The 13618-nt window shown below is 59.7% G+C and carries 9 protein-coding genes, 2 tRNA genes and 3 rRNA genes; 9 read left to right on the forward strand and 5 right to left on the reverse strand.

The annotated features are described in order from the left end of the window. Nucleotides 1–559 precede the first annotated feature (559 nt). From OH686_RS00005 to rrf, 5 genes are all read left to right on the forward strand, one after another. A 16S ribosomal RNA gene (locus OH686_RS00005) occupies nt 560–2096 on the forward strand. 93 nt (nt 2097–2189) lie between these two features. Continuing rightward, nucleotides 2190–2266 (forward strand) — tRNA-Ile (locus tag OH686_RS00010). Nucleotides 2267–2297: 31 nt separating this feature from the next. After that, nucleotides 2298–2373 (forward strand) — tRNA-Ala (locus tag OH686_RS00015). A gap of 231 nt (nt 2374–2604) precedes the next feature. Then, nucleotides 2605–5496 (forward strand): 23S ribosomal RNA (locus OH686_RS00020). A gap of 139 nt (nt 5497–5635) precedes the next feature. After that, nucleotides 5636–5751: ribosomal RNA gene (gene rrf / locus OH686_RS00025) — 5S ribosomal RNA — on the forward strand. The 16S, 23S and 5S rRNA genes sit together here with 2 tRNA genes alongside, the layout of an rRNA operon. Before the next feature lie 239 nt (nt 5752–5990). Here rrf and queD read toward each other — a convergent pair. The 3 genes from queD to OH686_RS00040 form a co-directional block, all read right to left on the reverse strand. Beyond that, nucleotides 5991–6347 carry a 6-carboxytetrahydropterin synthase QueD gene (gene queD / locus OH686_RS00030; RefSeq protein WP_081963315.1) on the reverse strand — a complete coding sequence of 119 codons (357 nt, stop codon included), beginning with the start codon at nt 6345–6347 and terminating at the stop codon, nt 5991–5993. Nucleotides 6348–6416: 69 nt separating this feature from the next. Continuing rightward, entirely contained in the window at nt 6417–6779 is a 363-nt protein-coding gene (locus OH686_RS00035) for a DUF5329 family protein (protein WP_289535553.1), read from the reverse strand. 24 nt (nt 6780–6803) lie between these two features. Next, on the reverse strand, nt 6804–7883 hold the full coding sequence (locus OH686_RS00040) for a patatin-like phospholipase domain-containing protein (RefSeq protein ID WP_289535554.1): 1080 nt from the start codon (nt 7881–7883) through the stop codon (nt 6804–6806). Nucleotides 7884–8064: 181 nt separating this feature from the next. On the opposite strand from OH686_RS00040, the gene OH686_RS00045 reads away from it, so the two are divergent. From OH686_RS00045 to OH686_RS00060, 4 genes are read left to right on the forward strand one after another with little or no spacing between them, the layout of a single operon-like run. Continuing rightward, on the forward strand, nt 8065–8373 hold the full coding sequence (locus OH686_RS00045; protein ID WP_137973380.1) for a PepSY domain-containing protein: 309 nt from the start codon (nt 8065–8067) through the stop codon (nt 8371–8373). Beyond that, on the forward strand, nt 8373–8687 hold the full coding sequence (locus OH686_RS00050; RefSeq protein ID WP_137973379.1) for a PepSY domain-containing protein: 315 nt from the start codon (nt 8373–8375) through the stop codon (nt 8685–8687). Before OH686_RS00045 ends, OH686_RS00050 begins: the two co-directional genes overlap by 1 nt. Then, nucleotides 8687–9355, forward strand: coding sequence for a response regulator transcription factor (locus OH686_RS00055; RefSeq protein ID WP_289535556.1), 669 nt, complete (start codon nt 8687–8689; stop codon nt 9353–9355). The genes OH686_RS00050 and OH686_RS00055 overlap by 1 nt, the downstream gene beginning before the upstream one ends. Then, the gene (locus OH686_RS00060) at nt 9352–10668 is read left to right on the forward strand and encodes a sensor histidine kinase (RefSeq protein WP_289535558.1); all 1317 of its coding nucleotides are present in this window, start codon (nt 9352–9354) and stop codon (nt 10666–10668) included. Before OH686_RS00055 ends, OH686_RS00060 begins: the two co-directional genes overlap by 4 nt. On the opposite strand, the gene OH686_RS00065 is transcribed toward OH686_RS00060, so the two are convergent. Both OH686_RS00065 and OH686_RS00070 read right to left on the reverse strand, forming a co-directional pair. Next, the gene (locus OH686_RS00065) at nt 10669–11265 is read right to left on the reverse strand and encodes an NADPH-dependent FMN reductase (RefSeq protein ID WP_289535560.1); all 597 of its coding nucleotides are present in this window, start codon (nt 11263–11265) and stop codon (nt 10669–10671) included. A 139-nt stretch (nt 11266–11404) separates the two neighbouring features. Next, nucleotides 11405–13546, reverse strand: coding sequence for a methyl-accepting chemotaxis protein (locus tag OH686_RS00070; RefSeq protein WP_289535561.1), 2142 nt, complete (start codon nt 13544–13546; stop codon nt 11405–11407). Between the last annotated feature and the right edge of the window lie 72 nt (nt 13547–13618).

The raw sequence follows: 13618 nt of genomic DNA on the forward strand, positions 1-13618 counted from the left end.
CATAAAGGAGTTGACGGTTAGATTTGGTCCCCTATAATGCGCACCACTTCCGGCGCAGTTCTCTCGGAAAACTCCTTGAAATTCAAAGAGTTGGATGAAAAAAGAGATTGACCGGATGGCGAATTCGAGTAGAATGCGCCGGGCTGACAAGGTGGTGGTTTGATCTTGTTGGTTGCTTCGATCAGGTGGATCGAAAGCGGTTGAAAGAGGTGGTTGACAGCGGTTTTGAACGCTGTAGAATGCGCCTCCCGCTGACGAGAAGAAGTTCTGATCTGAAGCGCAAGCGGTTGAGAAGAAACGAAAAATTCTTCAAAAACAGCTTGACAGATTGAAAGGCTGCTGTAGAATGCGCGGCCTCGGTTGAGACGAAAGACTTAGCCGAAACGCTCTTTAACAACTGAATCAAGCAATTCGTGTGGGTGCTTGTGATGTAAGACTGATGGTCAACTGATTATCAGCAGCGCAAGTAACACTCGTGAATTCGAGAGTTTTAGCTCTTTAAGTAGAGCGTGCGATTGCTGAGCCAAGTTTAGGGTTTTCTCAAAACCCAAGCAGTATTGAACTGAAGAGTTTGATCATGGCTCAGATTGAACGCTGGCGGCAGGCCTAACACATGCAAGTCGAGCGGATGAGTGGAGCTTGCTCCATGATTCAGCGGCGGACGGGTGAGTAATGCCTAGGAATCTGCCTGGTAGTGGGGGACAACGTTTCGAAAGGAACGCTAATACCGCATACGTCCTACGGGAGAAAGCAGGGGACCTTCGGGCCTTGCGCTATCAGATGAGCCTAGGTCGGATTAGCTAGTAGGTGAGGTAAAGGCTCACCTAGGCGACGATCCGTAACTGGTCTGAGAGGATGATCAGTCACACTGGAACTGAGACACGGTCCAGACTCCTACGGGAGGCAGCAGTGGGGAATATTGGACAATGGGCGAAAGCCTGATCCAGCCATGCCGCGTGTGTGAAGAAGGTCTTCGGATTGTAAAGCACTTTAAGTTGGGAGGAAGGGCAGTAAGTTAATACCTTGCTGTTTTGACGTTACCAACAGAATAAGCACCGGCTAACTTCGTGCCAGCAGCCGCGGTAATACGAAGGGTGCAAGCGTTAATCGGAATTACTGGGCGTAAAGCGCGCGTAGGTGGTTCAGCAAGTTGGAGGTGAAATCCCCGGGCTCAACCTGGGAACTGCCTCCAAAACTACTGAGCTAGAGTACGGTAGAGGGTAGTGGAATTTCCTGTGTAGCGGTGAAATGCGTAGATATAGGAAGGAACACCAGTGGCGAAGGCGACTACCTGGACTGATACTGACACTGAGGTGCGAAAGCGTGGGGAGCAAACAGGATTAGATACCCTGGTAGTCCACGCCGTAAACGATGTCGACTAGCCGTTGGGATCCTTGAGATCTTAGTGGCGCAGCTAACGCATTAAGTCGACCGCCTGGGGAGTACGGCCGCAAGGTTAAAACTCAAATGAATTGACGGGGGCCCGCACAAGCGGTGGAGCATGTGGTTTAATTCGAAGCAACGCGAAGAACCTTACCTGGCCTTGACATGCTGAGAACTTTCCAGAGATGGATTGGTGCCTTCGGGAACTCAGACACAGGTGCTGCATGGCTGTCGTCAGCTCGTGTCGTGAGATGTTGGGTTAAGTCCCGTAACGAGCGCAACCCTTGTCCTTAGTTACCAGCACGTTATGGTGGGCACTCTAAGGAGACTGCCGGTGACAAACCGGAGGAAGGTGGGGATGACGTCAAGTCATCATGGCCCTTACGGCCAGGGCTACACACGTGCTACAATGGTCGGTACAAAGGGTTGCCAAGCCGCGAGGTGGAGCTAATCCCATAAAACCGATCGTAGTCCGGATCGCAGTCTGCAACTCGACTGCGTGAAGTCGGAATCGCTAGTAATCGTGAATCAGAATGTCACGGTGAATACGTTCCCGGGCCTTGTACACACCGCCCGTCACACCATGGGAGTGGGTTGCTCCAGAAGTAGCTAGTCTAACCGCAAGGGGGACGGTTACCACGGAGTGATTCATGACTGGGGTGAAGTCGTAACAAGGTAGCCGTAGGGGAACCTGCGGCTGGATCACCTCCTTAATCGAAGACTTCAGCTTCTTCATAAGCTCCCACACGAATTGCTTGATTCACTTGCGAAAAGCGATTGGGTTTAGACCCGAGAGTTAGACGATTGGGTCTGTAGCTCAGTTGGTTAGAGCGCACCCCTGATAAGGGTGAGGTCGGCAGTTCGAATCTGCCCAGACCCACCAATTGTCAAGGGATGTGGCCAAGTCCGTAGATGGGGCCATAGCTCAGCTGGGAGAGCGCCTGCTTTGCACGCAGGAGGTCAGGAGTTCGATCCTCCTTGGCTCCACCATTAACTCGATAATCGCTGAAAGCTCAGAAATGAACATTGGTAGTTCAATGTTGATTTCTGGTCTTTGCGCCAGAACTGTTCTTTAAAAATTTGGGTATGTGATAGAAGTGACTTGTTGAATGTTTCACTGCATTCAGCAAATCAAGGCAAAATTTGCGAGTTCAAGCGCGAATTTTCGGCGAATGTCGTCTTCACGTTACGAATCTATAACCAGATTGCTTGGGGTTATATGGTCAAGTGAAGAAGCGCATACGGTGGATGCCTTGGCAGTCAGAGGCGATGAAAGACGTGGTAGCCTGCGATAAGCTTCGGGGAGTCGGCAAACAGACTTTGATCCGGAGATCTCTGAATGGGGGAACCCACCTAGGATAACCTAGGTATCTTGTACTGAATTCATAGGTGCAAGAGGCGAACCAGGGGAACTGAAACATCTAAGTACCCTGAGGAAAAGAAATCAACCGAGATTCCCTTAGTAGTGGCGAGCGAACGGGGATTAGCCCTTAAGCTTCTTTGATTTTAGCGGAACGCTCTGGAAAGTGCGGCCATAGTGGGTGATAGCCCTGTACGCGAAAAGGTCTTAGAAGTGAAATCGAGTAGGACGGCGCACGTGAAACGTTGTCTGAATATGGGGGGACCATCCTCCAAGGCTAAATACTACTGACTGACCGATAGTGAACTAGTACCGTGAGGGAAAGGCGAAAAGAACCCCGGAGAGGGGAGTGAAATAGAACCTGAAACCGTATGCGTACAAGCAGTGGGAGCCCACTTTGTTGGGTGACTGCGTACCTTTTGTATAATGGGTCAGCGACTTATATTCAGTGGCGAGCTTAACCGAATAGGGGAGGCGTAGCGAAAGCGAGTCTTAATAGGGCGCTTTAGTCGCTGGGTATAGACCCGAAACCGGGCGATCTATCCATGGGCAGGTTGAAGGTTAGGTAACACTGACTGGAGGACCGAACCGACTACCGTTGAAAAGTTAGCGGATGACCTGTGGATCGGAGTGAAAGGCTAATCAAGCCCGGAGATAGCTGGTTCTCCTCGAAAGCTATTTAGGTAGCGCCTCATGTATCACTCTGGGGGGTAGAGCACTGTTTCGGCTAGGGGGTCATCCCGACTTACCAAACCGATGCAAACTCCGAATACCCAGAAGTGCCGAGCATGGGAGACACACGGCGGGTGCTAACGTCCGTCGTGAAAAGGGAAACAACCCAGACCGTCAGCTAAGGTCCCAAAGTTATGGTTAAGTGGGAAACGATGTGGGAAGGCTTAGACAGCTAGGAGGTTGGCTTAGAAGCAGCCACCCTTTAAAGAAAGCGTAATAGCTCACTAGTCGAGTCGGCCTGCGCGGAAGATGTAACGGGGCTCAAACCATACACCGAAGCTACGGGTATCACGTAAGTGATGCGGTAGAGGAGCGTTCTGTAAGCCTGTGAAGGTGAGTTGAGAAGCTTGCTGGAGGTATCAGAAGTGCGAATGCTGACATGAGTAACGACAATGCGAGTGAAAAACTCGCACGCCGAAAGACCAAGGTTTCCTGCGCAACGTTAATCGACGCAGGGTTAGTCGGCCCCTAAGGCGAGGCAGAAATGCGTAGTCGATGGGAAGCAGGTTAATATTCCTGCACTTCTAGTTACTGCGATGGGGGGACGGAGAAGGCTAGGCCAGCACGGCGTTGGTTGTCCGTGTTTAAGGTGGTAGGCAGAGATCTTAGGCAAATCCGGGATCTTAATGCCGAGAACTGATGACGAACGTCCTTTTGGACGTGAAGTGGTTGATGCCATGCTTCCAGGAAAAGCCTCTAAGCTTCAGGTAACTAGGAACCGTACCCCAAACCGACACAGGTGGTTGGGTAGAGAATACCAAGGCGCTTGAGAGAACTCGGGTGAAGGAACTAGGCAAAATGGCACCGTAACTTCGGGAGAAGGTGCGCCGGTGAGGGTGAAGGACTTGCTCCGTAAGCTCATGCCGGTCGAAGATACCAGGCCGCTGCGACTGTTTATTAAAAACACAGCACTCTGCAAACACGAAAGTGGACGTATAGGGTGTGACGCCTGCCCGGTGCCGGAAGGTTAATTGATGGGGTTAGCGCAAGCGAAGCTCTTGATCGAAGCCCCGGTAAACGGCGGCCGTAACTATAACGGTCCTAAGGTAGCGAAATTCCTTGTCGGGTAAGTTCCGACCTGCACGAATGGCGTAACGATGGCGGCGCTGTCTCCACCCGAGACTCAGTGAAATTGAAATCGCTGTGAAGATGCAGTGTATCCGCGGCTAGACGGAAAGACCCCGTGAACCTTTACTGTAGCTTTGCACTGGACTTTGAGCCTGCTTGTGTAGGATAGGTGGGAGGCTTTGAAGCGTGGACGCCAGTTCGCGTGGAGCCATCCTTGAAATACCACCCTGGCATGCTTGAGGTTCTAACTCTGGTCCGTCATCCGGATCGAGGACAGTGTATGGTGGGCAGTTTGACTGGGGCGGTCTCCTCCCAAAGAGTAACGGAGGAGTACGAAGGTGCGCTCAGACCGGTCGGAAATCGGTCGTAGAGTATAAAGGCAAAAGCGCGCTTGACTGCGAGACAGACACGTCGAGCAGGTACGAAAGTAGGTCTTAGTGATCCGGTGGTTCTGTATGGAAGGGCCATCGCTCAACGGATAAAAGGTACTCCGGGGATAACAGGCTGATACCGCCCAAGAGTTCATATCGACGGCGGTGTTTGGCACCTCGATGTCGGCTCATCACATCCTGGGGCTGAAGCCGGTCCCAAGGGTATGGCTGTTCGCCATTTAAAGTGGTACGCGAGCTGGGTTTAGAACGTCGTGAGACAGTTCGGTCCCTATCTGCCGTGGACGTTTGAGATTTGAGAGGGGCTGACCTTAGTACGAGAGGACCGGGTTGGACGAACCTCTGGTGTTCCGGTTGTCACGCCAGTGGCATTGCCGGGTAGCTATGTTCGGAAAAGATAACCGCTGAAAGCATCTAAGCGGGAAACTTGCCTCAAGATGAGATCTCACTGGAGCCTTGAGCTCCCTAAAGGGCCGTCGAAGACTACGACGTTGATAGGTTGGGTGTGTAAGCGCTGTGAGGCGTTGAGCTAACCAATACTAATTGCCCGTGAGGCTTGACCATATAACACCCAAACAATCTGATGATTGTGGGTTGTATGGTGAAGTCGACAAACGAACCGAAAGTTCGCTAAGAACCGCAACGCCACATATCACATACCCATTAGGGGAAACGACTAAACACCGAGTCCCCAACCGAATTGCTTGACGACCATAGAGCGTTGGAACCACCTGATCCCTTCCCGAACTCAGTAGTGAAACGACGCATCGCCGATGGTAGTGTGGGGTTTCCCCATGTGAGAGTAGGTCATCGTCAAGCTCCTATCCCCAAACCCCCATCCGAGAAATCGGGTGGGGGTTTGGCTTTTGCGCCCAAGAAAAATATTCGGCAACCCGGTCCGAGGCATGCGGTTGACCGCCGCTTGCGTTAGGCTTGCGCCTGCTGTTCGCCCTGTTGTTGAACTAGCGTGATAGCGGGCGCTGACTTTGCTGCTGCCGCAAATTGCACCCACAAAAAAGCCACCTATCTAGGTGGCTTTTTTATTTCCGAAGAGGCGATCAGTCGCCCCGGTACTCGCAGCCACTGGTGCAGGTTTCATGTACGCGGATGCGGGACAGCTCTGGCAACAGAGGCTTGAGTTCCAGCCAGATCCACTTCGCCAAGTTTTCGCTGGTGGGGTTTTCCAGGCCGGGGATATCGTTCAGATAGTTGTGGTCGAGGCGCTCGTAGATCGGTTTGAAGATCGCCTTGATCTCGGCGAAGTCGCGGATCCAGCCAGTGTGGGGGTCGACCTCACCCTCGATGTAGATGGCGGCACGGAAGGAGTGGCCATGCAGACGGCCGCACTTGTGGCCCGCTGGCACATGCGGCAGGAGATGGGCGGATTCGAAGGTGAATTCTTTGAACAGTTCCAAGGTAAACGCTCTGCTGGATAGGCCGCGAAGCGGCGTGAAGCTCGCCTCGCAGTTTACCAGTTCGAACCCTTACTGCGCCTGTCGCAGGCGACTGAGCTCGGAGTTGAGCCAATCGGCAGAGGGCTGCAGCTGGCCCTGGCAGTTCACCTGATAGGACTCGCCGCTCATGCTGCTCTCGGTCGCCGCGAGGGCGATGAAGTCCTCGGCCGAGTCGACCTTGTCCTTGTCCTCCAGATAATCGAGCTTCTTCTGCAGGTGCTTACGCGCATCTGCAGGCTGGTGCTCGCTACCGTTGCGGATAAACAGACAGCCGCTGCTTTCGACGAAAGCGAGTAGGGCCTCAACTTCTTTTTTCCCCTGTTCATTGAGGGCTGCCTGACTGCTGCCGCAGACGAGCAGCGTCGAGAGGGCGAGCGTTCTGATAAGGGACATTTGTTGCTTCCTTGCAGTATGTGATCAGAGAGGTTGCAGGCGCTCGCCGAGGCGGCCGCTGTCGGTTAACTCAAGGAATTCGTCGCCCAGGCGTTGGCTTTCGGCCATGGCCTTACGCCAATAACGCTCGCGGCCCGCATCGTCGCCCAGATAGCGCTTGAAGTCGCTACGGTCTGGGAGTTTGCCGTGTGGTAGATCCGCCAGGTACTCGCGCGATGGTGCCAGCAGCAGCACGTCCTGCAGGCGTTCACTGTCGCCGCGTCGCCAAGGCAGGCCCTTGTCGAACCAGCCTGGGACGACCCGGTCGGTGAAGTGCGGGTAGAGCACCACGCCTTCACTCTGATACGGCAGGTCGAGGTGATAATCAAGCAGGCCGCCGTCGCGATAAGCGCCTGGCTCCAGGCCAGGAATCTCGCGGATTGCCTCCATCACCATGGGTATCGAGCCGGAGGCGAGCAGGGCGTGGCGCAGATTGCCTTCGGCCAGCGTGTGGAAGTGCGAGCGGAAGTCGTTCAATGCGGCGAGCGGCGGTGCCAGACGGGCATCGTGCAGGATCACCCGGTCGAAGTGTCGACCCAGGCGGCTGCGGCTCAGCAGGTTGTTGCCGATCACCGAGGACAGGCCCAGGCCCAGCTTGCCGCGATGGTCGTGCTGCAGCAGGCCATGGCTGCGTACCACCACTATGTTCAGGCGATACAGCGGATTGTTCAGCACCGCGGCATCCTGGCCTTCGAACAGATCGTCGAGCAGCTGTACGCAGCTGCGGGAGACCTCGGCCATGCTCACGCCCTTGGCGAAGCGCTGGCTGGTGTACAGCTCGCCAAGCCGTTTGATACCGGCGCAGGCATCGGGCAGGCAAGCGCTGGCGAAGCGCCAGGAGCCGATCGAGGCGCCGATCAGGGTTCGTTCGCGCGGTGCGCGCGGTAGCCAGTCGCCGAACAGAGCCAAGTCCAGGCCCTGTATGCCCAGGCCTTTGGGGCCACCGGCGGCGCCAGGCAGAATTCCGACGTCGGCTGGCTGCAGGCCCTGTTCGCGGATGCGCGCGAGGGCGCGTTTGCCGGCGCGCAGGCTGAGGGCGGGGGATTTGATCTGGATAGCGGTCATGCTCGGCTCCACACAGCAAGCCAGCGATTATAGTGGCGTCGCCTGGTAGGCCAAGCGGCTTCAGGATATGAATGATGCGGCAGTTGTGAGCCACAGCCGACATCGGGACAATTCAGCTTCAATTAAGTCGGCTTGGGTATCTTGGGCGCCGTAGACAAACAGATACTCCGAGGAGAACACCATGAACAAGCTGACCAGCCTTTTTGCCATCACCGCCCTGGCCGCCACCGCTGGCATCGCTCAGGCCCGCGACCTGGGCCCGGACGAAGCGCTGAAGCTGCGTGATGCCGGCACCATCCAGAGTTTCGAGAAGCTCAACGCCGCAGCCCTGGCCAAGTACCCGGGCGGCAAGGTCGAAGATACCGAGCTCGAGCAGGAGCATGGCCGCTACGTCTATCAGGTCGAAGTGCGCGACGCTCAGGGCGTGCAATGGGACGTGGAGCTGGACGCCACCAACGGCCAGATCCTGAAAGAGCACCGGGATGACTGATGAAATTCGTTGCACGCTATAGCGGCATAGTCGCCCTGATCCTGGCGGTGCTTGCGCTCGATGCGCAGGCCCGCGACCTGGATCAGGACGAGGCCCTGAAACTGCGCCGCGAAGGCGTGATTCAGCCGCTGGAAATGCTGATGGAGCCGGCCCTGGGGCGTTACCCCGGGGCCGTGCTGCTGGAGGCGGAACTGGAAGAGGAAGACGATGTGCTGGTCTACGAGGTCGAGCTGCTGACCGCCGACGGCACCGTCCGCGAACTGGAGCTGGATGCCCGTGACGGTCGCATCCTCAAGGATGAAGTGGAGGACTGATGCGTCTGTTGCTGGTGGAAGACCATGTGCCCCTGGCCGACGAGCTGGTCGCCGGCCTGAGCCGGCAGGGCTATGCGGTGGATTGGCTGGCCGACGGCCGCGATGCGGTCTACCAGGGCGCCAGCGAACCTTACGATCTGATCATTCTCGACCTTGGTCTGCCCGGCAAACCGGGGCTCGAAGTATTGCGCGAATGGCGCGCGGGCGGCCTGGCCACGCCGGTGCTGATTCTCACCGCACGTGGCTCCTGGGCCGAGCGCATCGACGGCCTCAAGGCCGGCGCCGACGATTACCTGACCAAACCCTTTCATCCCGAGGAGCTGGCCCTGCGCATCCAGGCCTTGCTGCGCCGTGCCCACGGCCTGGCCAACCAGCCGCAGCTGGAGGCTGCCGGCCTGCAACTGGACGAGAGCCGGCAATGCGTGAGCCGTGACGGCAAGGAGGTCGAGCTGACTTCCGCCGAGTTCCGCCTGCTGCGCTACTTCATGCTGCATCCGGGGCAGATCCTCTCCAAAGGTCAACTGGCCGAGCACCTGTACGACGGAGAGACAGAACGTGATTCCAACGTGCTGGAGGTCCACGTCAATCGCCTGCGCGGCAAGCTCGGCCGCGAGGTGATAGAAACCCGCCGCGGCCAGGGTTATCGTTATGCCGGGGTAAGCGCTTGAGGTCGATCCAGCGCCGCCTCAGCCTGGGCCTGGCCGGTGTGCTAGTGGCGGTGGGGCTGATTCTGGCGCAGAGCAGCCTGTGGCTGTTCGATCACAGCCTGCGCCGCTACCTGCAGGAAGACCTGAAGGACGAGACGCAGAGCCTGCTGATCGCCCTGGTACGTGGCCAGAGCGGTATCCAGCTGGACGAGCGCCGGCTAGATCCGATCTTCCAGCGGCCGTTTTCCGGCCATTACTTCCGCATCGATTTCGCCGATGAGACCTGGCGCTCGCGCTCCTTGTGGGATCGCGACCTGCAGCTGCCGCCAGCGGAGGGCCTGCAGGACGGCCTGGGCGACGGCCCGCATGGCCAGCGCCTGCTGGTGTTCCGCGCGGACTACCAGCGTTTCGGCAAGGCGTTCTCCATCAGCGTGGCCCAGGACTACACGCCGATCCTGCAGAGCTTTCGCCGCCTGCAGTGGTTCGGTCTGGGGCTGGGCGGTGCGGCGCTGTTGCTGATCCTGCTGGCCCAGCGCTACACGGTGCGTGCGGCGTTGCGCCCGCTGGAGCGAGTGCGCGGACAGATCGCCCAGTTACAGCAGGGCCAGCGCAGCGAGCTGGATACCCGCGTGCCGCAGGAACTGGAGCCGCTGGTAGGCCAGGTCAACCACCTGCTGACCCATACCGAGGACACTCTCAGGCGCTCGCGCAACGCCCTGGGCAACCTCGGCCATGCCCTGAAGACGCCGTTGGCCGTGCTGGTCAGCCTCTGCGAGCGGGAGGACCTGCGCGCCCAGCCGGAGCTGCAGGCGACCCTGCGCGAACAGTTGGCGCAGATCCAGCAGCGTCTGGAGCGCGAACTGGGTCGCGCGCGCCTGGCTGGCGAGGTCTTGCCCGGTGCGCACTTCGATTGCGCGGCCGAGCTGCCGGGGCTGTTTTCCACCCTGGGCATGATCCACCGCCACGGCCTCGAGCTGGACTGGCAGGCCGAGCCCGGCCTGTGCCTGCCCTGGGACCGCGAGGACCTGCTGGAACTGCTCGGCAACCTGCTGGACAACGCCTGCAAATGGGCGGATGCCCAGGTGCGCCTGAGCCTGGTGGAAGAGGCGGATGGCTATCGCCTGTGCATCGACGACGATGGCCCCGGCATCGCCGCGGAACGGCGCAACGAGGTCATGGGCCGTGGTACCCGTCTGGACGAGCAGGTCGCCGGCCATGGCCTTGGTCTGGGCATAGTGCGCGACATAGTCGATGCCTGGGGTGGCACCCTGCGCCTGGAAGACAGCCCGCTGGGCGGGCTGCGGGTGGAGATACGGCTGCCGAAGCGGCGCTGATCACATGCCGTTGGTGAACGAGGGGTTGCTCAGGTCGATGCTCGCGCGCACTGGCTTGAGCGCCTCGGCGTACTTGCCGAGGATGTCCAGGGCGTAGTCGGCGCGCTTGCGGATGCGCAGGTCGTCCTCGCCATTGGCCTCGTCCTCGTTCAGCACCGCTTCCACATGCCGCACGATCAGGTGCTCCGGCAGGTAGCCGATGCGGCAGTTCTTGTAGCCCGAGGCGCGCAGCTCGCTGATCGGGTAGGCGCCGCCAATCCCCGAGGAAACTCCCACCAGCAGCGCCGGCTTGTGCGCCAGCTCGGCCTTGCTGGCATAGAGGAAGAAGTTCTTCACCGCCGGGCAGGCCATGCCGTTCCATTCCGGGGCGATCACCACCAGCGCATCGGCGGCGGTCAGCTGCTGCTGGTACTCGGCCCAGGGGCCCTTGTCATCGGCCGGCCACAGCGGCAGCGCGCGTTCGCCCAGGTCGATCAGGCTGCTCTGCTCGGCGCAGGTCAGGCCCAGCTCGATCAGACGTTGGCGCAGGTAGCGGGCGACCTTGGCGGACTGGCTGCCGGTGCGGCTGGAGCCGGCGATCAGGGCGATATTGAGCATCTTCGGGATCTCTTGCGAATGGTGTCGCGCAGGCTACCGGCCGCTCTGCAACGGGGCAAGTGAGCGAGCGCCAGGACGGCTGGCGGATGGCGCCAGGAAAAACGCCCGGCAAGGCCGGGCGTTGTCATGCAGGCCGGGCTCAGACGCGGAACTGATCCATCAAACCCTGCTGGTGGTTGGCCAGGCTGTTGAGGGTCTGGCTGACCCGCGCCGACTCGTCGGCCTGGCCGGACAGGGCCTCGGTGACGTCGCGGATGGTCGCCACGTTGCGGTTCACTTCCTCGGCCACCGCGCTCTGTTCCTCGGCGGCGGAGGCGATCTGCAGGTTCATGTCGTTGATCACGGTGACCGCGTCGCCGATGCGGCGCAGCGAGGTCACCGCCTGCTCGACCAGCTCGACGCTGCCCTGGGCCTGCTTGTGGCTGCTGTGCATGGAGCCGACCACGTCGCGGGTGCCGTTCTGCAGGTTCTCGATCACCTGGCGAATCTCTTCCACCGAGTCCTGGGTGCGCTTGGCCAGGTTGCGCACTTCGTCGGCGACCACGGCGAAGCCGCGTCCGGCCTCGCCGGCACGGGCGGCCTCGATGGCGGCGTTGAGGGCGAGGAGGTTGGTCTGTTCGGCGATGGCGCGGATCACCTCCAGCACCGAGCCGATCTGCTCGCTGCTGCTGGCCAGGCTTTCCACTTCCTGCATGGCGGCGTTCAGCTCGTTGGCCAGCTGTTCGATGGACAGGGTGGTGCGGTCGATCACCGCCAGGCCTTCGCGGGCGGCGGCATCGGCGCCACGGGCGGCATCGGCGGCCTGGGAGGCGTTGTTGGCCACGTCGTGGGCGGTGGCGCTCATCTCCTGGGAGGCGGTGGCCACCTGGTCCACTTCACGGAACTGCTGCTGCATACCGGCGCTGGTCTGGCTGGCGATGGCGGCGGACTGGTCGGCGGTGCTGCGGGCGTCCTGTACCGAGCGTTTCACGTCGGCGATGATCGGCTGCAGCTTGTCGAGGAAGCGGTTGAACCAGCCGGCCAGCTCACCCAGCTCGTCCTGCCTGGCGTAGTCCAGGCGCTTGGTCAAGTCGCCTTCGCCGCTGGCGATGTTCTTCAGCATGCTGGCCACGCCGAGGATCGGGCGGGTCACGCCGAGAGCGGTCAGCCACATCAGAGCGATGCCGATGAGGATGGCGATCAGCGCCAGCACCACGGAGAAGGTGGTGTCGCTGGTCCGGCGCTCGTCCAGCTGCTTTTCCAGCGCCAGCGCCGGGCCGAGCAGGGTGGCCTTGGGCACTTCCAGCAGCACGCCCCAGGACTTGGCCTCGGGGATCGGCAGCAGCGGCTCGAACACTCGCAGGTTGCCCTCCAGCTCGAGGAACTGGGCCTGGCCGCCGCTCAGCATCTGGGCGATCTGGCCGCCCTGGTTGGGGAAGGCGCTGGTCAGCGGCTTGCCCAGCTGGCCCGCGTCGCGGCTGTGCCCGGCCAGCAGGCCGGCGGCGCTGATGATGCTGACATGGGCCTGGCCATCGTACAGCTCGCTACTGGCCTTCTGGCTGAACTTTTGCAGGCTCTCCAGGCTGATGTCCACGCCCATCACGCCGATCACCTTGCCGCCCTGCTCCAGGGGGAAGGCAATGCTGGTCATCAGCACCTGCTTGCCGTTGACGTCGTCGAAATAGGGATCGAGCACACAGGCGCGCTTGCTGTCGCGCGGGCAGGTGTACCAGGCGTTGTACGGCGCGCCGCTGGGGCCGGCGGTGGTGTCGCCCAGCTGCGCCTCGTCCATCGTCTCCGACTCCAGGGTGCCCGGCGTGCTCTGCGACCAGTAGAGCGAGAAGCGTCCCTTGTCGTTACCGCCGACCTCGGTGATGCCGGCGAACAGCTCGTCCTTGCCGTCCAGGCCGTTGGGCTCGAACACCAGGTACAGGCCGAGCAGGTTGGGGTTGGCCTCCAGGGCCGAGCGCACCTGGCGGGTCATGTCTTCGCGCAGGTCGAAGGCATCGAGGAAGCGCTTCTCGGCCTGCTCCTTGAGGAACAGCACCTGGCGCGAGAAGCCCTTGCCGTACTGGTAGGCGTCCATGAAGTAGCGCTGGATGCGGATGCCCTGCAGCTCGCCGCGTGCGGCCATGCGCAGGCGGGCGGACTCTTCCAGCATCTCGCTGCTGGAGGTCTTCACCAGCGCCGCGCTGTGCGTGGACTGGTACAGCGAGGCCCCCACCAGCAGGGTCACGATGGCCTGCAGACAGAGACCGGCGAGTAGGGTGATTTTCCACTGGATGGACAGGCGCGACAGCATGAAGGGGTCCTTTCAAAAGTCAGACTTGCTGGTCATTTATCGGTGTTTTCGTCAAAAACTTGACCGATACCA

Source organism: Pseudomonas sp. SO81, assembly GCF_030374125.1.
Taxonomy (GTDB): domain Bacteria; phylum Pseudomonadota; class Gammaproteobacteria; order Pseudomonadales; family Pseudomonadaceae; genus Aquipseudomonas.

What these genes read in the sequence shown, in the direction of transcription:
- OH686_RS00035 (WP_289535553.1), bottom strand. Translation starts at nt 6,779, where the DNA reads ATGTCCCTTATCAGAACGCTCGCCCTCTCGACGCTGCTCGTCTGCGGC.
- OH686_RS00040 (WP_289535554.1), bottom strand. Translation starts at nt 7,883, where the DNA reads ATGACCGCTATCCAGATCAAATCCCCCGCCCTCAGCCTGCGCGCCGGC.
- OH686_RS00045 (WP_137973380.1), top strand. Translation starts at nt 8,065, where the DNA reads ATGAACAAGCTGACCAGCCTTTTTGCCATCACCGCCCTGGCCGCCACC.
- OH686_RS00050 (WP_137973379.1), top strand. Translation starts at nt 8,373, where the DNA reads ATGAAATTCGTTGCACGCTATAGCGGCATAGTCGCCCTGATCCTGGCG.
- OH686_RS00055 (WP_289535556.1), top strand. Translation starts at nt 8,687, where the DNA reads ATGCGTCTGTTGCTGGTGGAAGACCATGTGCCCCTGGCCGACGAGCTG.
- OH686_RS00065 (WP_289535560.1), bottom strand. Translation starts at nt 11,265, where the DNA reads ATGCTCAATATCGCCCTGATCGCCGGCTCCAGCCGCACCGGCAGCCAG.
- OH686_RS00070 (WP_289535561.1), bottom strand. Translation starts at nt 13,546, where the DNA reads ATGCTGTCGCGCCTGTCCATCCAGTGGAAAATCACCCTACTCGCCGGT.